We start from the raw sequence: 23,369 nt of genomic DNA, 5'->3' as shown, positions 1-23,369 counted from the left end.
GGAGGGGCTATGGCTGAAGAATCTGCCGCGGAAAAAACCGAAGAACCCACGGAGAAAAAAATCAAGAAAGCTCGCGAGAAGGGGCAGATCGCCCGTTCAAAAGAGCTTCCAACCACGGCGGTACTCATTGGCGCTGCGGTCTGTATGGTGGTGTTTGGCCACTTTGTGGCAACCGCGCTTTACCGCGCTATGGAGCGGACCTTTACGCTCTCCCGTGATGAGGTGTTCGATACCAAACATATGTTTCAGGCCTTAGGCGCTTTTGTGGGGGAAGTGGCGTTTCCGTTGGCGATGATTCTGATCATCTTGATGGTGGTAGGCATCGTGGCCAGCACCATCCTCGGCGGCTTTAACTTTTCCTGGAAGGCGGCAGCGCCCCAGTTTAATAAGCTCAACCCCATTAATGGTTTCAAGCGTATGTTTGGTCCAAATGGCCTGGTGGAGCTGGTTAAGGCGCTGGGTAAGTTCCTGCTGGTAGCGGTGAGTGCGGTTACCGCTATGATGATTTTCCAGAATGAAGCCATTCACCTGGACCAGGAAGTCTACCCTCGTAACATTTTTCACGCCCTGGAGTTAGTCAGTTGGGTATTTTTGATTATCTGCTGTGCGATGATTCCCATCGTCGCGCTGGATGTGCCGTATCAGTCTTACAAGCACAACAAAGAAATGAAGATGACTAAGCAAGAAGTGAAGGATGAACATAAAAACCAGGAGGGTGACCCTCAGATCAAGGGTAAGCAGCGTCAGCTTCAGATGCAGGCTTCAGCGAGGCGGATGATGCAGCAAGTGCCGGAGGCGGATGTTGTCGTCACCAACCCCACACACTACTCTGTGGCTTTAAAATATGAGGAAGATGGTGAACGGGCACCCATTCTGGTGGCGAAAGGGGCTGATGAATTAGCTTTGCATATCCGTAAGATTGCCACGGCTCACGAAGTGCCCATCATAGAATCGCCGATGTTGGCCCGTTCCATCTATCACTCCACCGATGAAAATCAGGAAGTGCCCGAGAAACTGTTTATGGCGGTGGCTCAGGTGCTGGCTTACGTGTACCAGATGAAGCAATGGCGCAAGGGCAGAGGCAAGCGGCCTAAGCCCCTTGCCAAAGACTTACCCATTCCACCGGATATGCGTCACTAAAACGAGCCACCGTAGGCCCGCTGCATGCGCCGTTTGACGATATCCGGTGTGGCCTGGTGATTTTGTGGTCCTTCCGACTCCACCTTAATACAGCCCATGGTGCAGCCGATCTGGCCGGCTGTGTTCAGATCCTGCCCTTCGATCAGTCCATACAACAGGCCTGCCCTGAAAGCGTCACCACAACCGGTGGGGTCGGCGACTTGCTCGGGCGTGAGTGCGTCCAGGTGAAACTCGTCGTCCGCTGTATAGAAGTCCGCCCCTTCCCGACCACGGGTGACGATCAGTGCGTCTAACTGACTGGCCAGATCCTTGGCGGTATGTTTGGTTTTCTCCTGAGTGACCTGCCACTCATAGTCATTCACCGCCAGAATGTTGGCCTTTTGCACCAGCTCCAGCAGTTCATCACCATCGAACATGGGCAGCCCCTGACCCGGGTCGAAGATAAAGGGCACACCCGCCTCATGCAATTGTCTGGCGTGCTGCTGCATAGCCCCCTTGCTGTTGGGGCTGACAATGCCCCAGCTCAATGGCTCTTTGATATCAGCAATTTTCTGCTGCTCGGCCACATCCATGGCACCGGGATGGAAGGCGGTGATTTGGTTGTCGTCTTCGTCAGTGGTGATAAAAGCCTGAGCGGTGTAGTGGTCATTAACCGCTTTCACATAATTACGCGGGATGCCCTTTTGATCCATCCATTCGGCGTAGGGCGCAAAGTCTGAGCCGACCGTCGCCATCGGCAGTGGTGCCCCTCCTAACTGTTTGAGGTTATACGCGATATTGCCGGCCGTGCCACCAAAGTTACGCTGCATCTGCGGCACCATAAAACAGACATTCAGGATATGCACGTTCTCGGGAGAGATGTGATTCTTAAACTTATCGTGAAAAACCAGGATGTTGTCAAAGGCAACGGAACCACTGATCAAGGCATTCGACATTGTCGTTTCCTCTTGGTTGTTGGTTAAAAGTTTCATGATTTATTAAAAGCTGGAGGTCAAGCAAAAGTACAACTATAGACTCGAGGTTTCGGTCTGTAAAAAGTTAGTGTTGAAATAAAAGTGACACATTTTAAATCGGGGCTGTTGCTGGTTAACAGAGATCGCCTCCGAGTTCATAATTCTCCTTATCAGGCTCTAATGGCGGCCTGTCACGGCTGAATTCTAATTGTCTATGCGAGTTGTTGATCTTAATAGGGTTAGTGAAATTTTTTCAATAAGGGGTTGAATTATTTCGATAAAGGCGTTTAATTATTGGTGTTCTAATTATTAATGACCAAGATAAATGCGACCCGGAGAGACTGGTTTTCACCGGGTCTAGTCGTGCATTTGCCGTTCTGTAAAGCCAAATGTGGCGTTAGATACCTGATAACTAACGACCAGATGGCCCTAGGCGGAAAATGTGTGCCACCGCTTTTTGCCATCTGCGTCATGCTCAAAACCAAAACGGAGTGTGCAGATGAGTCAGCAATCAATGCGGGTCCAGGATTATGGGAGCGACCCGACCTCAGTACGCGAAACCGGAAAGTACGTCGAAGAATACATTCAGCCCTTTGTCGATAAGTGGGATGAACTGATCGACTGGGACGCCCGCGCAGAGAGTGAGGGTGAATTTTTTATCCAGAAGCTTAAAGAGCGGGGCGCGAAGAAAGTATTGGATGTGGCTACCGGCACAGGCTTTCATTCAGTTCAGCTGTTAAAGGCCGGCTTTGAAGTGACCAGTGTGGACGGCTCTGCTGAGATGTTGTCGAAGGCCTTCGAAAACGCATCCAGACACGGGTTTACTCTGCGCACCGTGTTAGCCGACTGGCGCTGGCTGAACCGCGATATTCACGATTACTATGATGCCGTAATCTGCCTGGGAAACTCCTTTACGCATCTTCACGACGAAAACGATCGGCGTAAGGCATTGGCAGAGATGTACGCAACCCTGCGTCACGATGGTGTCTTGATCATGGATCAGCGCAATTACGACGCACTGCTGGATGAGGGAGGCAAACCCACTCACAACTATTATTACTGTGGTGACTCGGTCAGGGCCGAGCCTGACTATCTCGATCCGGGTCTGGCGCGTTTTAAATACACTTTTGCCGATGGCGCAGTTTACTATCTGAACATGTTTCCCCTGCGCCGCAACTACACCCGCCGTCTCATGCAGGAAGTGGGCTTTCAGCGGGTCACTACCTATGGCGATTTTGAAGAAGAGTTTAGCGACAGTGAGCCGGACTTTCTGATCCATGTAGCGGAAAAGCGCTATGAGGAGGGATTAACCATGACCAAAGACGATGATAATGCCGATAACAGCGACTCTATCGCGGGCAGTTATCAGGCGGCCCTGAAGAAAGCGCGGGACTATTACAACAGCGAAGATGCCGATAATTTCTACGCCAATATATGGGGCGGTGAAGACATCCATGTGGGCATTTACCGGCGGGCCGATGAGTCCATTCGAGAGGCCAGTGCCCGTACAGTCAAATATATGCTGAATAAGTTAAACACCCTGAATAAAGACTCGGTGGTGTTGGATATTGGCTCCGGTTATGGCGGCTCGGCCCGCTATATTGCCGCCAACTATGGCTGCAAGGTTATCGCCTTAAACCTAGCGGAAGAAGAGAATAAACGAGCACGCAAACTGAATGAAGAGCAGGGGCTGGATCATCTTATCGAGGTGATCGACGGCTGCTTCGAAGACATCCCGCTGGAGCATAACAGCGTGGATATCGTCTGGTCACAGGATGCCATCTTACACAGTGGTAACCGGCCGCAGGCACTGAATGAAGTTAATCGGGTTCTCAAGCCCGGCGGTGAGTTTATCTTTACCGATCCAATGCAAAGCGATGACTGCCCCAAAGAGGTGTTAGAGCCCATTTATCAGCGCATTCACCTCCCCAATCTGGGCAGCATCAGCTTTTACCGGCAAATGGCCCAGCAACTGGGGTGGGAGGAGGTTCATGTGGATGACCTCACCGAGCAGTTGACCAACCATTACAGCCGTGTGCGGTCAGAGCTCATCGCTCATCGGGACGAGTTAAAGCAGCATGTGTCCACCGAGTATATGGACACCATGGTGGAAGGTCTGGGCCACTGGGTGGAAGGCGGTAAAAATCGTCATCTGAGCTGGGGCGTGCTGCACTTCCGTAAGCCTGAGTAATGTCGCAACGCTGAATCAGTCAAAGGCCAAAAGCCCGGTGAGCTTTTGGCGCCCGAATGAGAATAAAGAAACAAGGATTTGATTATGTCTAGAAACTATATTTTTTCTTCAGAATCTGTGGGTGAGGGTCACCCGGACAAAATCGCCGATAATATCTCCGATGCCATTTTGGATGAGCTGTTAAAACAGGACAAGAACTCTCGTGTGGCTTGTGAAACCATGGTCAATACCGGCATGGCGGTGATTTCTGGGGAGATCACCTCTAACGCCACCGTGGATTATACCGATGTAGTACGCAAGACCATTTGCGATATTGGCTACAACCACAGTGACTTAGGTTTTGACGGTAACTCCTGCGCGGTGTTGCTGGCCATTGATAAACAGTCTCAGGACATTGCTCAGGGCGTGAACGAAGGCAGTGGGATCGATTTGAACCAAGGCGCCGGGGACCAGGGCCTGATGTTCGGTTATGCGGTGAATGAAACGGACGAATTGATGCCCATGCCCATTCAGTACGCTCATAAGCTGACCGAACGGCAGTCCATTGTTCGCAAAAACGGCAGTATCCCGTGGCTAAGACCGGATGTGAAATCCCAGGTGTCGGTGCGCTATGAAGACGGTAAACCCAAGGCGGTGGATGCCATTGTGCTGTCGACCCAGCATGATGAGTTCATCGAGCATAAAGAGCTCAGTGAAGCGGTGATGGAAGAGATCATCAAGCCGGTCATTCCCGAGTCCATGCTGACCAATGATACTCAGTATTTTATCAACCCCACCGGGCGTTTTGTGATTGGTGGGCCGGTCGGTGACTGTGGCCTGACCGGGCGTAAGATCATCGTTGATACCTATGGCGGCATGGGTCATCACGGCGGTGGTGCCTTCTCTGGTAAGGACCCGTCTAAGGTGGATCGCTCGGCAGCTTATGCAGGCCGCTATGTGGCTAAAAATATCGTTGCTTCCGGCGTCGCCGATAAATGCGAGGTGCAGTTTGCCTACGCTATCGGTATTGCCGAGCCGGTGTCCATTCACGTAAATACCTTTGGCACTGCGAAAGTGCCGGAAGAGCGTATCGAAGGCCTGGTGCGGGACTTCTTTGACTTGCGTCCCAAAGGCATTATCCAGATGCTGGATTTATTGCGCCCAGTGTACAAGCCCACGGCAACCAATGGCCACTTTGGTCATAATGGTGACGGCTATACCTGGGAGCGAACCGATAAGGCTGACGCTATCCGCGAGGCGGCAGGACTCTGATGGCTGCACCTGAGCCGCGGTTTTTACCGCGGCTTATATTCATTGATGAATAACGAGGTGTAATTATGTCGAAATACGCAGACAGGCAGTTTTCTTTCGAGTTCTTTCCGCCCAAAACGGAGACCGGGGAAAACAAGCTCAAAGCCAGTTTAGAACGCTTGCAGCGTTACTCGCCGGAGTATGTGTCGGTAACTTTCGGTGCCGGAGGCAGTACCCGGGAGCGCACGCTGGAAACGGTCGACTGGATCAAACAAAACGGCAGAGTGGATGTGGCACCGCATCTATCCTGCATCGGTTCAATGGAGAAGGACATCGAAGGCATCCTGCGTCAGTACCGGGAGATGGGCATCAAGCGGATCGTGGCGCTTCGGGGCGATATCCCGGAGCACGGTGACGCTTTCATCGAGGGCGGTTTTCGCTACGCCAATGAACTGGTGGGCTTTATCCGTGAATTCGGAGGCTTTGAAATCCATGTGGGGTGTTACCCCGAGTTTCATCCGGAATCGAGCAGTGCCAAGGTCGATCTGGATAACTTCGCCCGCAAGGTGAAAGCTGGAGCGGACGAGGCCATCACTCAGTACTTCTTTAATAACGATGCCTACTATTACTTTATCGATGAGATCCAAAAACGCGGTGTCGAGGTACCCGTTCATGTCGGACTCATGCCCATTACCAACTACAACCAGATCCGTCGCTTCTCCGATATCTGCGGGGCAGAGATCCCGCGCTGGTTGTCAGAACGGATGAAGGACTTGGGTGATGATACTCAGGCACAAGAAGATCTGGGGGTGGAGTTCGCCACGCGCCAGGCCGAGGAGCTATTGGAACAGGGCGCCCCCGGCATTCATTTTTACACGCTTAATAACGCCGGGCCTACCGAGCGCATCTGGCGCAATCTGGGACTGGTGGATTCAACTAATCATAACGACAGAACTTAAAACCAAGGAGACTATTGAATGAGCGAATTTACCGATTATAAGGTCGCCGACATTTCCCTAGCCGAGTGGGGCCGTAAGGAAATCAACATCGCCGAAAGCGAAATGCCGGCGCTGATAAAGCTGCGTGAAAAGTATGCGGGCCAGAAACCGCTGGCAGGCGCTAAAATCATGGGTTGTATTCATATGACCATCCAGACTGCGGTACTGATTGAGACTCTGACTGCACTGGGTGCCGAAGTGCGCTGGTCCTCCTGCAATATCTTTTCTACGCAGGACCATGCTGCAGCAGCTATTGCCGCCAGTGGCGTGCCGGTATTTGCCTGGAAAGGCGAAACCGAAGAAGAGTTCCTCTGGTGCATCGAACAGACCATTTTGAAAGAGAAAGGCAGCAGTGAGACCTGGGACGCCAATATGATCCTGGACGATGGTGGCGACCTGACTGAGATGGTACACAGCAAATACCCGCAATTGCTGGATAAGATCCACGGCATCTCCGAAGAAACCACCACCGGCGTTCACCGCCTGCAGGAAATGCTGGAAAACGGCGAGCTGAAAGTCCCCGCCATTAATGTAAACGACGCCATCACTAAATCGAAAAACGACAACAAATATGGCTGTCGCCATTCACTGAACGACGCCATCAAGCGTGGTCTGGACCACCTGTTGTCCGGTAAGAAGGCACTGGTAGTGGGGTATGGCGATGTGGGCAAAGGCTCCGCCGCCTCGTTGCGTCAGGAAGGGATGATCGTTAAAGTCTCAGAAATCGATCCCATCTGCGCCATGCAGGCCTGTATGGATGGTTTCGAGGTGGTATCGCCCTATAAGGATGGCGTTAACGACGAAACCCTGGATTGCATCGACAAAGGCTTACTGCAAAATATCGACATTCTGGTCACCGCGACCGGGAACGTGAATGTGTGTGACCGCAACATGCTGCAAAGCCTGAAAAGCGGTGCTGTTGTGTGCAATATCGGCCACTTCGACAATGAAATCGATACCCCTTACATGCGCGATCACTGGGAGTGGGAAGAGGTGAAACCTCAGGTGCATAAAATCTACCGCGATAAAGCCAAGGACGACCACCTGTTCCTGCTGTCCGAAGGCCGTCTGGTGAACCTGGGTAATGCCACCGGGCACCCGTCACGGATTATGGATGGCTCCTTCGCCAACCAGGTGATGGCACAGATGTACCTGTGGGAGAAAAAGTTCGCCGAGCTGCCTGTCGATCAGAAGGCCGACAATCTCTATGTCCGCGTGTTGCCTAAGAAACTGGACGAAGAGGTTGCTGCCGGTATGGTAGAAGGCTTTGGTGGTGTCATCACGCGCATGACCCCGTCGCAGTCCGAGTACATTCGCCTGCCGGTCGACGGACCCTACAAGCCGGAAGCCTACAAGTACTAACACACCGGCAAAAGAATCTGGCAAGCCGGAATCCCCTCCGGTTTGTTAGAGCGCGAGCCCCCGCAACCCGGGGGCTTTTTTATATACAGGATGTATGGTAACCCACGAATGCAGGGAGCAATTCGTGGGATATGTCCAAGATGAACGGTATGCCGCGGGCGCATGGACGCGCAGGAGCGGCGATGTAAGGATGAACGATATCCCTCGAATACCGAGAGCAATTCGTGGGATATGTCCAGGGTGAATAGGCATAAAATCGCTCCTGCTTTTTTGTATTTCCGCCACTTGTGATGACGAGTCTCATGTGGGATAAGCCCGAAGGCGGCAGGATAATAATGTGACAAGTAAGCTTGACATTAAATCGATTAAGCCTATTGTTATGACAAGTCTACTTTACTTTTTTAGGTTCACTTTATGTCACAAACTCCGACAAATTCATTAGAACAGCGCCACAAGCGCTCAACAAAGGCCCTCTTTATCTGGACGTCAGGCTGGCTGCTGTCCCTGGCACTGGTTGCTTTTGGGCCGAAATTTTTGTGGCATTTCAGTACGTCGATAACCCTGGTAGCCATCGCTGTTAATCTGTTTCTGGGCTATCGCATGATTGTGGTCAATAAGCAGCATCTAGAAGCACTGGATGAATTGCAGCGCCAACTTCATATGAATGCGATGGCCATTTCACTGGGGGTCAGTATGGTGTTCGGCGCGGTTTACGGTTTGTTAGAACCTGTCCGCTTGCTCGACTCGACGCCGAGCCCGTCCAATATTCTGTTTGTGATGGGTCTGTCCTATCTCATCAGCATCGTCATCAACAGTCGAAAGTATCAATGAAGAATCGGTTAAAGGTGCTGCGGGCCGAGCGAAACTGGACCCAAAGTGATTTGGCCAAAGCGCTGGATGTCTCACGGCAAACGGTGAATGCCATCGAGACGGGCAAGTTTGATCCCAGTCTGCCATTGGCCTTCAAGGCTGCCCGAGTCTTTGGGCTGGCGATTGAACAAATCTTCGATGATGAGCATCAGCAGTCAGACTGACCGGGATTAACCCTGCCTGGCCCAATCATTTCACCTGCGCCGGCTCTCTGACCGGTAATTGCCATCACAGTCGGATCGCTGACGACCACTCTCATCATGGCATCGGTTTGGCTACACTGAACCTATCAGTTAAACATTTCAGCTAAGCAGGTTATGACATTATGTGGCGACTGAGACAGTCTGGTTTGCAGCGCTTTTCATCGTATCGTTATTCGCCCGAACAACTATCGGCACTAATAAAACGCGGTGAGATTAAATTGAGCGTGTTTAACGAACGCTTGCGTGTATTAATGCGCAGTGAGGATTCATCGCCGGTCAATGGCGCGGCGTTACTGAGTGACTATTCAGCCGATGAGCTGATTTTTCTGGGGCTGGATGAGTCAGACACGCCCTGTTTCAGTGCTCAGGTGAGAGACGATGACCTGGAGCTGGATAATGACGCGGACTGGCAGGACCTCCGGCTCTTGTTGCCACTGCTGAGCGATGAACAGGTCGCGCCACTGGCACAGGCCAAAGCCCTGCATCACTGGCATCAGAACCACCGCTACTGCGGCCGTTGTGGGGCCCGGACCAAAGTGGATGCTGCGGGTCATGAGCGCTACTGCGCTGAATGCGAATCCAGAGTTTATCCCCGTACCGATCCGGCGGTCATAATGGCGGTGACCCATAAGGACCGGCTGCTGCTGGCGCGTCAGCCACAATGGCCCCCAAAGCTTTATTCGGTGCTGGCCGGTTTTGTGGAACCGGGTGAATCCTTTGAGCAAACCGTGGCCCGAGAGGTGGCCGAAGAGGTGGGGCTGGATACGCAGCGAATAGACTATCTGGGCAGCCAGCCCTGGCCTTTTCCGTGCTCGGTGATGATAGGCTTTTACGCCGGGACCACTGACTCTAACGTTACTCTACAGGATGACGAACTGGAGGACGCTTTTTGGCTCACCGCCAAAGAGCTTGAAGCCGCGCTTAGGGAAGGCAGCATTGAACTGCCGGTTCCCGGCGCGATTTCGTATGCGCTGATACAGTACTGGGCTCAACAGCAGGGCGTTACCATTGATGGCTAAGCGGCCCTGAGGTCTGTCTTTAATTTTGCATCGGAATATCCCGCTCCCAGCGGAACCCGACGCCGCCACCATGCCAGACCCCGGAATCAGTGGGATTGGGGCCGTGTATGTCCAGATGCACCGGCAGGTCATGACGGGGCTTGAGCATATCCAGACCGCGAACCGTGCTGCGGTGCATGATCCTTAAACCCTGTTGTTCTGCGGGTAAGTGCGCCTCTGGCGCTGCCCGGTGAGCCACCGCCAGATTATCGATAAACAGGCAGTCGCCTTGTTCGTACTCGTAATTAACGGCATAGCCTTTATCAAACCCGTCATTTAGCAGTTCATTATATTGTCGGCATAGCTGAGTCAGTTCATCGGCTTCCAGTAACCGATAGCGGTCGTCATCCTGCGATTTTTCTATCACCGCACCGGTCATGCCCAGATGCAGCCAGACCGACTCACGGCCTGAAATGGGGTGGCGGTGTACCAGAGGATGGACCACGCCGCTGTTGGAATTGACCGACGATAAGCGCCGCCAATAGCTCTGCGTGTCTTTGGACAAGGCATCAAATGCCGCGCCCTGGTGGGCAAAGCTGGTGCCGCCACCGCGTTCTGCCGGGCGGATAATATGATATCCAGAATGGGAGAACGTCGTGGGGTTAAAGCTGCCATCGTTATGCCACTGCGGCCCCACGCCGGGTATGCCGATTTTAGGGTCATTGGACAAACGGAAAATGTCCTTGTTATAGCCCGGCGTGGCTGGATGGACGCCGTGAGTGCTGTGAATCTGCTTGCCGCCCCACCAGCAACTGGCGGCCAGAAACTGTTCTGGCTCGAGATTATCCTGGCCTTTGAACACAATAAATCCACGCTCCGCCATGGTTTTTTCAAGGGCCGATAAGACGTCGCCGGGCGGTGTGGCGCTGCGTAAATCTATGCCAGACACCGCAGCGCCGATGGGATTAAGTGGCTTAACCCTGGCACCAGCCGACTCAACGAGATCAATGCAGGATTGCGGAATAGGGGGAATGGGTGTTGGTGTGATAACAACCTCCTGAATGCGTCCGGATAATAAGAATCATCCGATAAGTGGCATAGTATTGGGCAAGTATCACGGCGCACAGTTCATTCGGGATTCAAGGACTTAGCTGCTCGGCATCACGGACCCTGTTTCAGGCGGCGAGAACATCAAAGGCAATGGCAACTATTTTCTTCGAGATTGCATGAATAATTAGCACCTGTTTATAACACCGAGATACAATGCACCACGACCAACCGGTTCGCGCGGGCACTTCACCCCGACGCGCACTACGAGTAAGAGATACATGCACAAAACCCTGATTGTGACGGACTCAGAGCTGAGTTCACAATCCTCCAATGATTTGATCATCAGTTTCGACACTTACCTGACCGACTATCCGAAAAAGAATGAGCCGAGTACCACGGTGATTAACCTCTGTGATACCGCGCATTACCTCAGCCAGGGCTATTATTGTTCGCTGCTGGCGGAGGCCAGACAGCACAAAGTGATGCCGTCGGTGAAGCTGATTAATACACTGCGCAAGAAAAACCACGAACGCCCCGCGACCCTGGACGTTCGGGTTAAAGCCGAGCTGCGACTGGATAATACACATGCGCAATATGTGTTTTTCGGGCAAACCTCACTGAATGAATACCGCGAGGTGGCGTTGGCAGTGTTTCGTGCTTTCCCCGCGCCCTTGCTCAGGATTCAGTGGCGGGAGCGCATGGCCGACGATACAGTGCGTGTCAGCGTTCAGCGCGCCAGTCTGGACGAACTGTCCGATGAGCAAAGCGCGTTGTTCTGGCAAGCACTGACCGACTTTTCTGAACGTACCTGGCCGGCCAAGGTGAAACGTAAACCGCTTCGCTGGGACATGGCGATCCTGGTGGATCCCGATGAGGCCATGCCACCCAGCGATGGCAAAGCCCTCAAGGCCTTTGTCAAAGCGGCCCGTAAATTATCCATTAACGCCACCCTGGTGACGCAGTCCGAGCTGGTGGGCATTAATCGTTTCGACGCCTTATTCGTGCGTGAGACCACGGCCATCGACCATCATACCTACCGCACCGTGGTGGAAGCGGAAAACGAAGGGCTGGTGGTGATGGATGACGCCCAGTCCATATTGCGCTGTTGCAATAAGGTGTTTCTGCACGACGCCTTCAGCTATCAGAAGGTGCCGACACCGCGTACCCGGGTCCTGCATCAGCTGACGCCAGACACACTGGGCGAGCTGGAAAGCGACTTTGGTTTTCCCATGGTGTTGAAACTGCCGGAAGGCTCGTTTTCCAAGGGCGTGTATAAGGTCAGCGATCAGAGTGAGTTAGCACAGCGACTGACCGAGATGTTTGAGCTGTCGGCCCTGGTGCTAGTGCAGGAATACATGTACACCGATTTTGACTGGCGCATCGGCGTGCTGGGCGGACGGGCTCTGTATGCCTGCCGCTACGAGATGGCCCGCAATCACTGGCAAATCTACAACCACGGCGTGAAGCGACACAGCAGTGGCGGGTTTAAAACTCTGCCCACCTTTGAGGTGCCAAAGTCGGTGTTAGACGTGGCGGTGAAAGCCTCCAATGTCATCGGTAAAAGCCTGTATGGCGTGGACATCAAGGTTAAGAACGGCAAGCCCTACGTGCTGGAAGTGAACGACAACCCCAGCATTGAGTACGGTGTTGAAGATGCCTATCTGGGCAATGAGCTGTATATGCAGATCATGGCCGAATTCCAGCAGCGGTTGGAAGCCCGTGGCAGAGGTTAACGGCCCCGTACAGATTGCCCCGGCTGAGCGCCGTCATCTGGACGCGCTGTTGGCGATTGAAGCGCGCTGTTTCGAGGTGGACCGCTTGTCTCGCCGCAGCTTTAAGCATTGGCTCGACAACGACAATGGACTGTTTCTGGTGGCGCTGGTGGACGGTCAGGTGGCGGGCTATGGTCTGGTGATCAATCACCCCGGCACCTTGCTGGCAAGGCTGTACTCACTGGCCGTGCTGCCCGGGTATCAGGGGCAGGGCATAGCGGTCAAACTGCTGTTGGCGTTAGAGCAGCAGAGCATCGAAGCCGGGCGTTTGTATATGCGCCTGGAAGTGGCCAAAAAGAACGCGCGCGCCATCGCACTGTACAAACAGCTGGGTTATCAGGAGTTTGGCGAGTATCAGGATTATTACGATGATCACGACGACGCCATCCGTATGCAGAAAAGCATCTGGCAGGGCAAGCGGCTCGAGCCACTGCAGCCGCTGCAATGGTACGGCCAGACCACCGATTTTAGCTGCGGCCCGGCGTCATTAATGATGGCGATGTCGTATCGCCTGCGTGACAAACCGCTGACACAAGCCGAGGAGCTGTCCATCTGGCGTACCTCAACCACGGTTTTTATGACCTCGGGCCACGGCGGCACTCATCCCTTTGGCTTGGCCTTGGCGGCCTGCGAACGAGGTTTCGCCGCCACCGTCAGAGTCAATGATACCGGCCCGCTGTTTCTGGACAGTGTTCGCAGTGAGCATAAAAAATCGGTGATGACGCTGGTGCATAATGAGTTTGAGCGCCAGATAAAAGACAGCGCCGCTACCGTGGAATATGAGGCGCCCACTTTGGACTGGATAGAGGCTCAGCTGGCGGCGGACGCCAGTGTGATTGTGCTTATCAGCACCTTCCAGCTGGACAAACGCAAAGCGCCTCATTGGGTGGCGGTAACCCACATGGACAAGGATTGTATTTACGTGCACGACCCCGATGTGGGCGACCAGCAGAGGCCGCTGGATTGTCAGCATATGCCCATTGCTCGCACGCGGTTTAACAGCATCAGCGTGTTTGGCAAAAGCAAGTTGCGAACGGCCGTAGCCATTAAACCATTATCGCCCTGAACTCAATTCAGGGCCCAGTTCATTCGTCCCTTGCCAGGAAGACAGAACCCTGGTCCTGAGCCGGATTTATCCTTTTGCCTCCTTGCCGGATATGACGTGCCTTCCATGGCACGCCAGCCCCTTTTGGCAAGACCCAAAAGGGGCGAAAAGGTCTTTGGTCGCTGCTGACTTTCCGGGAACCTTGCCGAATCAAGGCTCTGACAGCATCGAACCGGCTTAAGGTAGCGTCCTGCAAGGCTACCGCCTCGCGAAATCGTCCAGGATTTCGCGTTCAATTGAGCCTTGCTTCGCCAAGGGAAAGTCAAAGCGACAGAGAATAAACCCAACCATCCGAGTCACCCACAGTTTGTCTCAGGGACTTCAGAGATTGTGTTCATACCTGACCATCATAGAAAAGATCCAAGGCACAAATATGGGACAGTGGTGGGCGACGCTACTCCCCCTTAAAAACGCCACATGCTGGCAGAGCGCCAACAAAAAGGCGGTCAAATTTCCGGGAGAAATTTGAGTAAGGCATGAGTCGGGAACGAATCCTTACGACCCCTTTTTGGCAAGTTCTGGCAGTATGGCTGTTGGCGTTTCAGGGGGCGTGATTTCTTTTCGCTCCTTTTCTTTGGCACGAGCAAAGAAAAGGGGCTGGCGCGCCACGGATGGCGCGTCATATCCAGCAGGGACAGCCCGTAAGTTCATGACTGGCTCCAACCTCCGAATAAAAGGTGCCCTATGGCGCAATGGGTTAACTTGTTGTTAGTATGGGATAAACGGAGAAAACACGGATGTTCCCATGTGCAGCCTGCCTCGCGGATACCCAGAATTCACAGTAATACACTGTTAAACTTCTCTGATAAACCGAGAATATAGAATGAGATATAAGCACGTCAAAGTCGGCAATGCCGAAAGATACGATCTTGACCAAGGTGAAATCACTTCCATTCTTGCATCTGGTTCTGATACTGATAACAGAGTTTCTATTTTTGATAGCAAACTTCCCAAAGGAAATGAGGCTCCTTGGCACTTCCATGAGGTTGATGATGAGATCTTTTATCTAATTTCAGGAGAAATTGAGTTCGGTGTAGAAAACGACGAATTTGTTGCAACTGCAGGTGATCTTGTCATTGCAGGTCCTCAAGTAAAAAGGCGCTTTAAGGCCATCACAGACAGTCATTTGCTCGTCATCAATGCTCCATCAGGTCCTTCTGAGGGATTTATAAGAGACATATCCAAGTTTACAAATGATAATCCGCCTACTGATTCAGACAGACAGACGTTTATTGAAAAATACAAAATTCATATTGTCTAGCCACTCTGAAGCACTAGCGCTAAACAAGCGCATATTGTCGGACTGGTTTTCCGTTACGCTCCAAACCAGCCGTAAGCACAAGCGTTAGGCGGACAACAAAACTTAACTAAGGAAAACAGATGTACAAGGGCAGTTGTTTGTGTGGTTCAATCCACTTCGAACTGGACGGCAGTGTCACTGATATTATTCACTGTCATTGTTCGTTGTGTCGTAAAGCAAGTGGAAGCGCTTATGCTACAAATGGTTTCATTAATGCAGAAGACCTAAGATTAACAGACCAAAATAATACGCTTACTTTTTATGAGAGCAGTAAAGGTAAGCGTAAGTACTTTTGTAAAAGTTGCGGTGCTCCTATATACAGTTCAAATTCTCATTCTCCAGAAAGGTATCGTATACGTTTAGGGGCACTAGACAGTGATATATCGGAGCGCCCAATATCTCACAACTTTGTTACTTCGAAAGCAAACTGGGAAGACTTAAATGCGAAATTGCCACGTTACGAGAAGCATGAACCAGGGCGAAAGTAACATCGTACAAAATCGTTTAACAATTAATTTAAGCAGATTCGCAACGCTTGGCGGTCTGGGTTTGCATCGGCGTGGTTTTTGCGTTACCCAGTACTTAATTGGACGTTAGGACTTCTCAATGAAACCAACCAATTACGTCATTATTGATGTAGCACCGACAGCTAAGGAATTTATTGCCTTACGGTGTGAAGTCGACTGGGATCGTATCGATTTAGATGTGGCGCATAGGAGCTTAGATAATTCTTTATTTCAGGTATCAGTCAGAGATAACAAAAAGCTGATAGGAATGGCTAGGGTTGTTGGTGATGGATTTATGTATTTTTACATTCAAGACGTCGTAGTGACTCCTGAGTATCAAGGGCAAGGTATTGGTCGAATGCTTATGAATAGAGTTGAACGCTATCTATCCAAAGCGTGTCAGGTGGGGTCCACGGTCGGCTTACTTGCAGCTCAAGGTAAAGAAGCGTTCTATCGAAGTTATGGTTACATTGAGCGAGATGGTACTCATCTTGGTAAAGGGATGTGTCGCTTTGTTCGTGAACAGCCCTGACAAACAAATATTATCGCGAGCAAAAAGTGCTGGCTGTGACGTCAATCCGCTGAGCCGCAAATGCAGGCATTAAATGAACCCCTACCTCCCCATCGGCTTCTTGGGGTCTTTCCAGTTAATCTGATTCGATAACAGCAACTCCCTGAGCGTTAGCGCCCGGGGCTGGGCTTTCTTGTTGTGTTTCCAGCCGTGGCCGCAGCAGGCGGCGGTCAGGGTGGCCTTGGTGGGGATCAGCAGGTGATAGCGGTCGTGCTCCTGATGGGAGCCGGTCAGGGCAAACCAGCCGTATTTGTTGGTATGAATCAGTCCTTCTTCCGCGTCGATCCGGTCGACAGAATCCAGCTCCAGATGTTCCATGCCCAGTTCATGCACCCGGATTGGCACGGGCATACCCAGTTGGGCGTGCTGGCTGAACCACTGCTGACATTTCTCCGGTGCCGGTTTGGCCGGGCAGCGGGCGGCCTGTTTGCTTTGCCAGCTGGCGTTATGCACATCCACTTCCAGCGGACCGTCGTGTTGCATCATGGCTTCGGCGGCGTGGCGGATATGGTGGCTTAATCCCTTCAAACGCCGGGGCAGCAGGGATTTATTGTTTGAATGCGCCAGTTGCAGCAATTCCCGCTCATAAAGGGCGTTACACAGCTCAGCAAACGCCAGCTGTTGGGCGTCACTGCGGAAAATGTCCGTCTGTCTGGCGTTCATGGGATGAGAATAGCAGGCGGAAGCGGGCGCTTCCGCCTTTGTCGCTTACTGGCCTTTGATTTCTTTCAGGCCGTTGTACGTGGCGCCAGTGCCCAGCGCTTCTTCGATGCGCAGCAGCTGGTTGTACTTGGCGACGCGATCGGAGCGGCACAGGGAGCCGGTCTTGATTTGGCCGGCGGCAGTACCTACCGCCAGATCGGCGATGGTGGCATCTTCGGTTTCGCCGCTACGGTGAGAGATCACCGCGGTGTAACCGGCCTCTTTGGCCATGCGAATGGCGTTTAAGGTCTCGGTCAGTGAGCCAATCTGGTTAAACTTAATCAGGATCGAGTTGGCAATGCCTTTGTCGATGCCTTCCTGCAGAATGCGGGTGTTGGTCACGAACAGATCGTCGCCCACCAGTTGTACCTTGCTACCGATCTTGTCGGTCAGCACCTTCCAGCCGTTCCAGTCGCCTTCGTCCAGACCATCTTCGATGGACACGATAGGGTACTTGTCAGACAGCTCGGCCAGATAGTCGGCAAAACCGGCGGAGTCGAACTCTTTGCCTTCGCCTTTGAGGTTGTACTTGCCGTCCACGTAGAATTCGGAAGCCGCGCAATCCAGCGCCAGGGTAATGTCGCTGCCCATCTTGTAACCGGCTTTTTCCACCGCTTCCACGATCACCGACAGGGCTTCTTCGTTGGATTTCAGGTTGGGGGCAAAACCGCCTTCGTCACCGACGGCGGTGTTCAGGCCCTTGGCGCTTAATACTTTCTTCAGATTATGGAAGATTTCCGCGCCCATGCGCAGCCCTTCACGGAAGCTGGGGGCACCCACAGGCTGAATCATAAACTCCTGAATATCCACGTTGTTGTCGGCGTGCTCGCCGCCATTGAGGATATTCATCATTGGGACCGGCATGCTGTACTGCCCGGCGGTGCCGTTGAGATCGGCGATGTGCTGGTACAGGGCCACGCCTTTGGACTGAGCGGCCGCTTTGGCGGTCGCCAGAGACACGGCCAGAATGGCGTTGGCGCCCAGGTTTTCTTTGTTGTCGGTGCCATCCAGCTCAAGCATGATTTCATCGATGGCTTGCTGGTTCAGTGCGTCTTTGCCGCTTAAGGCGGGGGCAATCTTGTCGTTAACTGCGGACACAGCTTTCAGTACGCCCTTGCCCAGATAGCGGCTCTTGTCGCCATCGCGCAATTCCAGCGCTTCGCGAGAGCCGGTCGATGCGCCAGAGGGCGCACAGGCGCGCCCGAAGGAACCGTCTTCTAAAATAACATCGGCTTCGACCGTAGGATTACCCCGAGAGTCCATCACCTCACGACCGATAACAGTTTTAATTTGTGACATCTTGTTGCCTCTAAATTTGAGTCTAAAACACAAAAGGCCGCACAGGCGGCCTTCGCTTTAATTATTTTGTTTGTTGTAATCACCGGCGGCGTGCACAAAGCCCTCGAACAGAGGATGGCCGTCGCGCGGGGTAGAGTTAAATTCAGGGTGGAATTGTCCGGCCACAAACCAGGGGTGATCGTCGATTTCGATCACTTCCACCAGGCGTTTGTCGGTGGACAATCCAGTCACTTTCAGACCGGCTTTTTCAATTTCCGGGCGCAGATTGTTGTTCACCTCGTAGCGGTGACGGTGGCGCTCGTAGATTTCGTCCGACTTGTACATATTGTGGATCTTGGTATCCGGAATCAGGTGGCAAAGCTGACTGCCTAACCGCATGGTGCCGCCAAGATCGGAAGTCTCGGTGCGGGTTTCCACGCTGCCATCGGCGTCCAGCCACTCGGTGATAAGACCCACCACCGGATACGGTGTGTCCTGATCGAACTCGGTGCTGTTGGCGTTTTTCATACCGGCCACATTGCGGGCGTACTCGATATAAGCTACCTGCATTCCTAAGCAGATCCCCAAATAGGGCACCTTGTTTTCACGGGCATACTGGGCGGCCATGATCTTGCCTTCGATACCGCGCTCGCCAAAGCCGCCGGGCACCAGCACGGCGTCCAAACCGCGCAGAATCTCCACGCCCTTGCTCTCGATATCCTGAGAGTCGATGTATTTGATGTTCACCGTCAGGCGGTTTTTCAGACCAGCGTGTTTTAAGGCCTCGTTGACCGACTTATAGGCATCGGGCAGGGCCACGTACTTGCCGATCATGCCGATAGTCACTTCGCCATTGGGGTTGGACTCGGCGTAGAGTACCTGCTCCCATTCGGACAGGTCCGCTTCTGGGCATTTCAGGCCAAAGCGGTTTACCACCAGTTCGTCCAGACCCTGAGATTTCAGCATGGCCGGGATGCGATAGATGCTGTCTACATCGCGCAGGGCGATAACGGCCTTGTCGGCCACATTGGTAAACAGGGCAATCTTGTGACGTTCGTTAGTGGGCAGTGGCGCTTCAGAGCGGCACACCAGAATATCCGGCTGAATCCCCACCGAGCGCAGCTCTTTCACCGAGTGTTGGGTGGGCTTGGTTTTGACCTCGCCGGAGGCGGCCATGTAAGGCACCAGTGTCAGGTGCATAAACAGTGAACGCTCACGGCCAATCTCGGTGCCAAGCTGGCGAATGGCTTCGATAAACGGCTGAGATTCGATGTCGCCCACGGTACCGCCGATCTCCACAATGGCCACATCTGCGCCTTCGGCACCGTCGATAATGCGTTGTTTGATCTCATTGGTGATATGGGGGATCACCTGAATGGTCGCGCCTAAGTAATCGCCGCGACGTTCTTTTTTCAGAACTTCTTCGTACACCCGACCGGTGGTGAAGTTATTGCGTTTGGTCATCCGGGTGCGGATAAAACGCTCGTAATGGCCCAAATCCAAATCGGTTTCGGCACCGTCATCGGTGACAAACACTTCACCATGCTGAATTGGACTCATGGTGCCGGGATCCACGTTGATATAAGGATCCAGTTTAAGCATGGTGACATTCAGGCCGCGAGCTTCCAAAATGGCGGCCAGTGAAGCAGCAGCAATGCCTTTACCTAGTGATGACACCACACCACCAGTAACGAAAATATAGTTTGTCATGCGAAACCCAAGGCGTAGGAGTTGAACGGAATTTGGTTTATCGGCTTATCCATAGCCGTTTGAGCGGGCTGGCCCGTCTCTTGTCCCGGCCTTTTATGGCCGGTCATCCTTGAATTCGATTAATCCTGCCTGAGGCAAGGAATTAATCTATCAAGACGGGAAACTAGTATACCGAAAAGCCCCGGGTTGCTCAATTTAAAAATCCCCGCCCCGCTTGCTGAGCGCTTTTAGTTCGTACAAGGCATCCAGAGCCTGTCGGGGCGTCAGGTTATCAGGTGACAGTTCGGCCAGGCGCTGCTCGGCCGCCGATGGCTGGGGTTTGCTCTGAGGTTTGGGCTCGGGTCTGGGAGTAGGGTGCTCGCCGCCGGCCAGTGACGGCGCCTGTTCCAGTTCGTGCAGCTTGTGCTTGGCCTGCTCGATAACACAGGCCGGTACACCAGCCAGTTGCGCCACCTGCAAGCCATAGCTGCGATCGGCTGAACCTTCCTGCACCGCGTGCATAAAACTGATGCCGTGATCGTGTTCCACCGCATCCAGGTGCACATTGGCTAGCATGGGCAGGCTGTCGGCCAGCTGGGTCATCTCAAAATAGTGAGTGGCAAACAGAGTAAAGGCGCGCAGTCGTTCGGCCAGATAACTGGCGGTTGCCCAAGCCAGCGACAGACCGTCGTAGGTACTGGTGCCGCGGCCGATTTCGTCCATCAGTACCAGTGAGTTGGGCGTGGCATTGTTCAGTATGTTGGCGGTTTCGGTCATCTCCACCATAAAGGTCGAGCGGCCCGAAGCCAGATCGTCCGAGGCACCGATGCGGGTAAAGATGCGATCCACCGGGCCAATCTTGGCATCCTGTGCCGGGACAAAACTGCCCATATAGGCCATCAGGGTAATCAGCGCCGTCTGGCGCATGTAGGTGGACTTACCGCCCATATTGGGGCCGGTGATGATCAGCATCTGGCGCTGCGCATTCATCTGTAAGGGATTGGCGATAAAGGGCTCGTCCATGACCTGTTCCACCACCGGGTGGCGACCAGAGCTGTAGCTCAGACCTGTTTCAGTCACTAAACAAGGGCGGTGATAATCCAGGCTGGCGGCCCGTTCGGCCAGGTTGGCTAATACGTCCAGTTCCGCTAGTGCGGCGGCGCTGTCCATCAGATCATTGAGCTGTGGTAACAGGCGGTCGAACAGGCGCTCGTAGAGCTGTTTTTCCAGTGCCAGTGCGCGGCTTTGGCTTGTAAGCACCTTATCCTCATGCTCTTTCAGCTCGGGGATAATGTAGCGCTCGTTGTTTTTCAGGGTCTGGCGGCGAATATACTCGGGCGGCACCTGTGCGGAATAGCTGCGGCTCACCTCGATAAAATAGCCATGCACCTTGTTGTAGCCCACTTTCAGGGTAGGAATGTCGGTACGGGCCTTTTCTCTGTCTTCCAGCTCTTGCAGATAGTCGGTGGCGCCCCGCGACAGGTTGCGTAGCTCATCCAGCTCTTCGCTAAAGCCTTCGGCGATCACGCCGCCATCGCGCAGTACCACCGGCGGGTTATCGACGATGGCGCGTTGCAGTAATTCACACAAGTCATCGAACTGGCTGATGCGCCTGGCAATCGGGGCCAGTACGGGGGTATCCAGACTGCTCAGAAAGGTCTGGATTGCAGGCAAGTGCTCGAAGGCCTGACGCAGGCGGGCAAAATCCCGGGGGCGGGCCGAGCGCAGCGCCAGACGGCCCAGCACCCGCTCCATGTCACCCACGGCTTTTAAGTAGCCGCGCAGCTCGTCCTGATCCGCATCCAGCAGTTCGCTGATGGCGTCCTGACGCGCAGTCAACACACGATGGTCGGTTAGTGGGCGATGGATCCAGCGCTGTAATAACCGGCCGCCCATGGCGGTGGCGGTTTTATCTAAGATCGCCGCCACGGTATTATCTGTGCCGCCGGAGAGGTTCTGGGTCAGCTCCAGATTACGCCTTGTGGCGGCATCCAGCTGCACCACCTTAGACTGGGCCTCCATAGCGATGCTGCGAATATGAGGCAGGGCGGCGCGTTGGGTATCTTGCACGTATTGCAGCACGCAGCCTGCGGCGCACAGGCCCAGCTCGGCCTGTTCGACACCAAAACCGGTTAATTCGCGGGTGCCGAATTGCTCATTCAGCTTATTCCTGGCGGTGGCCAGATCAAATTCCCACTCGGGGCGACGCCGCAAACCTTTGATGGATTCGAGCAGGTGCAGGGCGCGAAAGCCTTCCGGGTACAGCAGCTCGGCAGGCTGGGTCTTTTGTAATTCGGCGGACAGGGCATCATCGCCGTTCAGTTCTACCAGAGTAAAGCGGCCGCTGGCCACATCCAGCGCGGCAAAACCGTAGTGGTCTTTATGCTCAAACACCGCCGCCAGCACATTGTCGCGCCTGTCTTCCAGTAGCGCCTCGTCGGTAACGGTGCCTGGGGTGACAATTCGGGTGACCTGACGTTCCACCGGGCCTTTACTGGTGGCGGGATCGCCAATCTGTTCGCAAATCGCCACCGACTGCCCCAGTTTTACCAGCCGGGCCAGATAGGATTCCACCGAATGGTAGGGCACGCCCGCCATAGGAATAGGGTCGCCGCCAGATTTGCCGCGGGCCGTCAGGGAAATGTCCAACAGTTCGGCGGCTTTCTTGGCGTCGTCGTAAAACAGCTCGTAGAAATCGCCCATGCGATAGAACAGTAAAATCTGTGGATGCTCGGCCTTAATGCGTAGATATTGCTGCATCATCGGCGTGTGCTTGGCAATGTGCTCTTGATGAAAGAGTTCGGCTTGTGTGGCGGCGTTTTCAGACGGCATAATGGCGCTATTATTATCGTTTGTGATGGTGATTTATGACACTTACGGAGTCGATTGTCGACACAGCCACTCAATTAGGGGCCGCCCTAAAACATCAGGGGTGGCGCATTAGCTGTGCCGAGTCCTGTACCGGAGGCGGCATAGGATACGCCATCACCAGTGTTTCTGGAAGTTCTCAGTGGTTCGAACGGGGATTTATTACCTATTCTAACGAGGCCAAAATCGGTGAGCTGGGCGTCGATGAAAGCATATTACTAACCTCCGGGGCCGTTTCTTCAGAAACCGTGGATGCCATGGCAAAAGGCGCACAGCGCCGGGCGGATGCCGAGGTGGCAGTAGCCGTGAGCGGCATAGCCGGGCCCGATGGTGGCACGCCGGAAAAGCCGGTTGGCCTCGTCTGGTTTGCATTAGCGGTGTGTGAAAAAACCATTACCTGGTCGAGGCGCTTTGACGGTGACCGGCATCAGGTGCGTCAGCAGGCTATTCAGGATGCATTAACCACGACCCTGGCGTACCTCAATAAAAATTAATTCGAATAAACTCATGCAGTTACAACGAATTTCTATACATGACTTGTAACTGTATAACTGTACAGTATAATTCTGGGTAACGATTAAGC

20 protein-coding genes are annotated in these 23,369 nt (G+C 53.4%); 14 read left to right on the top strand and 6 right to left on the bottom strand.

Translation table 11 applies throughout. The annotated features are described in order from the left end of the window. Positions 1 to 9 precede the first annotated feature (9 nt). A complete protein-coding gene (flhB, locus tag HMF8227_RS10395; protein WP_109340113.1) occupies positions 10 to 1,140 on the top strand; it encodes a flagellar biosynthesis protein FlhB in 1,131 nt (376 codons plus the stop codon). On the opposite strand, the gene HMF8227_RS10390 is transcribed toward flhB, so the two are convergent. Next, a complete protein-coding gene (locus tag HMF8227_RS10390) occupies positions 1,137 to 2,075 on the bottom strand; it encodes a carbohydrate kinase family protein (protein ID WP_109340112.1) in 939 nt (312 codons plus the stop codon). The two genes, flhB and HMF8227_RS10390, sit on opposite strands and share 4 nt — an antisense overlap. Before the next feature lie 517 nt (positions 2,076 to 2,592). On the opposite strand from HMF8227_RS10390, the gene HMF8227_RS10385 reads away from it, so the two are divergent. The 7 genes from HMF8227_RS10385 to nudC all read left to right on the top strand — a co-directional run bounded on the left by HMF8227_RS10385 (position 2,593) and on the right by nudC (position 9,966). Further along, positions 2,593 to 4,284 carry a glycine/sarcosine N-methyltransferase gene (locus tag HMF8227_RS10385; protein ID WP_109340111.1) on the top strand — a complete coding sequence of 564 codons (1,692 nt, stop codon included), beginning with the start codon at positions 2,593 to 2,595 and terminating at the stop codon, positions 4,282 to 4,284. An 84-nt stretch (positions 4,285 to 4,368) separates the two neighbouring features. Then, positions 4,369 to 5,535 (top strand): methionine adenosyltransferase, encoded by a 1,167-nt coding sequence (gene metK / locus HMF8227_RS10380; RefSeq protein WP_109340110.1) that lies wholly within the window; start codon positions 4,369 to 4,371, stop codon positions 5,533 to 5,535. A 65-nt stretch (positions 5,536 to 5,600) separates the two neighbouring features. Continuing rightward, the gene (gene metF, locus HMF8227_RS10375; protein ID WP_109340109.1) at positions 5,601 to 6,473 is read left to right on the top strand and encodes a methylenetetrahydrofolate reductase [NAD(P)H]; all 873 of its coding nucleotides are present in this window, start codon (positions 5,601 to 5,603) and stop codon (positions 6,471 to 6,473) included. A gap of 18 nt (positions 6,474 to 6,491) precedes the next feature. Then, positions 6,492 to 7,874 carry an adenosylhomocysteinase gene (ahcY, locus tag HMF8227_RS10370; protein WP_109340108.1) on the top strand — a complete coding sequence of 461 codons (1,383 nt, stop codon included), beginning with the start codon at positions 6,492 to 6,494 and terminating at the stop codon, positions 7,872 to 7,874. 414 nt (positions 7,875 to 8,288) lie between these two features. After that, complete coding sequence (locus tag HMF8227_RS10365; protein ID WP_109340107.1) at positions 8,289 to 8,705, top strand: hypothetical protein; 417 nt, start codon at positions 8,289 to 8,291, stop codon at positions 8,703 to 8,705. Next, positions 8,702 to 8,908 (top strand): helix-turn-helix transcriptional regulator, encoded by a 207-nt coding sequence (locus HMF8227_RS10360; protein ID WP_109340106.1) that lies wholly within the window; start codon positions 8,702 to 8,704, stop codon positions 8,906 to 8,908. The genes HMF8227_RS10365 and HMF8227_RS10360 overlap by 4 nt, the downstream gene beginning before the upstream one ends. A gap of 161 nt (positions 8,909 to 9,069) precedes the next feature. Continuing rightward, the gene (nudC, locus tag HMF8227_RS10355) at positions 9,070 to 9,966 is read left to right on the top strand and encodes an NAD(+) diphosphatase (protein WP_109340105.1); all 897 of its coding nucleotides are present in this window, start codon (positions 9,070 to 9,072) and stop codon (positions 9,964 to 9,966) included. A gap of 19 nt (positions 9,967 to 9,985) precedes the next feature. Here nudC and HMF8227_RS10350 read toward each other — a convergent pair whose 3' ends face one another. Then, a complete protein-coding gene (locus HMF8227_RS10350; RefSeq protein WP_275425515.1) occupies positions 9,986 to 10,954 on the bottom strand; it encodes a TauD/TfdA dioxygenase family protein in 969 nt (322 codons plus the stop codon). Positions 10,955 to 11,273: 319 nt separating this feature from the next. On the opposite strand from HMF8227_RS10350, the gene HMF8227_RS10345 reads away from it, so the two are divergent. The 5 genes from HMF8227_RS10345 to HMF8227_RS10325 all read left to right on the top strand — a co-directional run bounded on the left by HMF8227_RS10345 (position 11,274) and on the right by HMF8227_RS10325 (position 16,210). Then, the gene (locus tag HMF8227_RS10345; RefSeq protein ID WP_109340103.1) at positions 11,274 to 12,728 is read left to right on the top strand and encodes a RimK family protein; all 1,455 of its coding nucleotides are present in this window, start codon (positions 11,274 to 11,276) and stop codon (positions 12,726 to 12,728) included. Next, positions 12,715 to 13,833: a peptidase C39 family protein gene (locus HMF8227_RS10340; RefSeq protein WP_239421281.1), complete on the top strand. Its 1,119-nt coding sequence runs from the start codon at positions 12,715 to 12,717 to the stop codon at positions 13,831 to 13,833. Before HMF8227_RS10345 ends, HMF8227_RS10340 begins: the two co-directional genes overlap by 14 nt. Before the next feature lie 862 nt (positions 13,834 to 14,695). Then, positions 14,696 to 15,133 (top strand): cupin domain-containing protein, encoded by a 438-nt coding sequence (locus tag HMF8227_RS10335; RefSeq protein WP_109340101.1) that lies wholly within the window; start codon positions 14,696 to 14,698, stop codon positions 15,131 to 15,133. Between the two features lie 119 nt (positions 15,134 to 15,252). Then, positions 15,253 to 15,660, top strand: coding sequence for a GFA family protein (locus HMF8227_RS10330; RefSeq protein ID WP_109340100.1), 408 nt, complete (start codon positions 15,253 to 15,255; stop codon positions 15,658 to 15,660). A 118-nt stretch (positions 15,661 to 15,778) separates the two neighbouring features. After that, a complete protein-coding gene (locus HMF8227_RS10325) occupies positions 15,779 to 16,210 on the top strand; it encodes a GNAT family N-acetyltransferase (RefSeq protein ID WP_109340099.1) in 432 nt (143 codons plus the stop codon). 81 nt (positions 16,211 to 16,291) lie between these two features. Here HMF8227_RS10325 and HMF8227_RS10320 read toward each other — a convergent pair whose 3' ends face one another. From HMF8227_RS10320 to mutS, 4 genes are all read right to left on the bottom strand, one after another. Then, positions 16,292 to 16,912: a hypothetical protein gene (locus HMF8227_RS10320; protein ID WP_109340098.1), complete on the bottom strand. Its 621-nt coding sequence runs from the start codon at positions 16,910 to 16,912 to the stop codon at positions 16,292 to 16,294. A 45-nt stretch (positions 16,913 to 16,957) separates the two neighbouring features. Next, positions 16,958 to 18,250, bottom strand: a complete 1,293-nt coding sequence (gene eno, locus HMF8227_RS10315; protein ID WP_109340097.1) for a phosphopyruvate hydratase — start codon at positions 18,248 to 18,250, stop codon at positions 16,958 to 16,960. Between the two features lie 57 nt (positions 18,251 to 18,307). Next, entirely contained in the window at positions 18,308 to 19,939 is a 1,632-nt protein-coding gene (locus HMF8227_RS10310) for a CTP synthase (protein ID WP_109340096.1), read from the bottom strand. Between the two features lie 195 nt (positions 19,940 to 20,134). Further along, complete coding sequence (gene mutS / locus HMF8227_RS10305; RefSeq protein ID WP_239421280.1) at positions 20,135 to 22,750, bottom strand: DNA mismatch repair protein MutS; 2,616 nt, start codon at positions 22,748 to 22,750, stop codon at positions 20,135 to 20,137. Positions 22,751 to 22,785: 35 nt separating this feature from the next. Between mutS and HMF8227_RS10300 the strand changes: the two genes are divergently transcribed. Continuing rightward, the gene (locus HMF8227_RS10300; RefSeq protein WP_109340095.1) at positions 22,786 to 23,280 is read left to right on the top strand and encodes a CinA family protein; all 495 of its coding nucleotides are present in this window, start codon (positions 22,786 to 22,788) and stop codon (positions 23,278 to 23,280) included. Positions 23,281 to 23,369: the final 89 nt, after the last annotated feature.

The organism is Saliniradius amylolyticus (assembly GCF_003143555.1).
Lineage (GTDB): Bacteria > Pseudomonadota > Gammaproteobacteria > Enterobacterales > Alteromonadaceae > Saliniradius > Saliniradius amylolyticus.
This window is presented reverse-complemented; position numbering and strand designations above follow the sequence as displayed.

Excerpts from the sequence above, each read along its gene's own strand:
- flhB (WP_109340113.1), top strand. The coding sequence starts at position 10 with ATGGCTGAAGAATCTGCCGCGGAAAAAACCGAAGAACCCACGGAGAAA.
- HMF8227_RS10390 (WP_109340112.1), bottom strand. The coding sequence starts at position 2,075 with ATGTCGAATGCCTTGATCAGTGGTTCCGTTGCCTTTGACAACATCCTG.
- HMF8227_RS10385 (WP_109340111.1), top strand. The coding sequence starts at position 2,593 with ATGAGTCAGCAATCAATGCGGGTCCAGGATTATGGGAGCGACCCGACC.
- metK (WP_109340110.1), top strand. The coding sequence starts at position 4,369 with ATGTCTAGAAACTATATTTTTTCTTCAGAATCTGTGGGTGAGGGTCAC.
- metF (WP_109340109.1), top strand. The coding sequence starts at position 5,601 with ATGTCGAAATACGCAGACAGGCAGTTTTCTTTCGAGTTCTTTCCGCCC.
- ahcY (WP_109340108.1), top strand. The coding sequence starts at position 6,492 with ATGAGCGAATTTACCGATTATAAGGTCGCCGACATTTCCCTAGCCGAG.
- HMF8227_RS10365 (WP_109340107.1), top strand. The coding sequence starts at position 8,289 with ATGTCACAAACTCCGACAAATTCATTAGAACAGCGCCACAAGCGCTCA.
- HMF8227_RS10360 (WP_109340106.1), top strand. The coding sequence starts at position 8,702 with ATGAAGAATCGGTTAAAGGTGCTGCGGGCCGAGCGAAACTGGACCCAA.
- nudC (WP_109340105.1), top strand. The coding sequence starts at position 9,070 with ATGTGGCGACTGAGACAGTCTGGTTTGCAGCGCTTTTCATCGTATCGT.
- HMF8227_RS10345 (WP_109340103.1), top strand. The coding sequence starts at position 11,274 with ATGCACAAAACCCTGATTGTGACGGACTCAGAGCTGAGTTCACAATCC.
- HMF8227_RS10335 (WP_109340101.1), top strand. The coding sequence starts at position 14,696 with ATGAGATATAAGCACGTCAAAGTCGGCAATGCCGAAAGATACGATCTT.
- HMF8227_RS10330 (WP_109340100.1), top strand. The coding sequence starts at position 15,253 with ATGTACAAGGGCAGTTGTTTGTGTGGTTCAATCCACTTCGAACTGGAC.
- HMF8227_RS10325 (WP_109340099.1), top strand. The coding sequence starts at position 15,779 with ATGAAACCAACCAATTACGTCATTATTGATGTAGCACCGACAGCTAAG.
- HMF8227_RS10320 (WP_109340098.1), bottom strand. The coding sequence starts at position 16,912 with ATGAACGCCAGACAGACGGACATTTTCCGCAGTGACGCCCAACAGCTG.
- eno (WP_109340097.1), bottom strand. The coding sequence starts at position 18,250 with ATGTCACAAATTAAAACTGTTATCGGTCGTGAGGTGATGGACTCTCGG.
- HMF8227_RS10310 (WP_109340096.1), bottom strand. The coding sequence starts at position 19,939 with ATGACAAACTATATTTTCGTTACTGGTGGTGTGGTGTCATCACTAGGT.
- mutS (WP_239421280.1), bottom strand. The coding sequence starts at position 22,750 with ATGCCGTCTGAAAACGCCGCCACACAAGCCGAACTCTTTCATCAAGAG.
- HMF8227_RS10300 (WP_109340095.1), top strand. The coding sequence starts at position 22,786 with ATGACACTTACGGAGTCGATTGTCGACACAGCCACTCAATTAGGGGCC.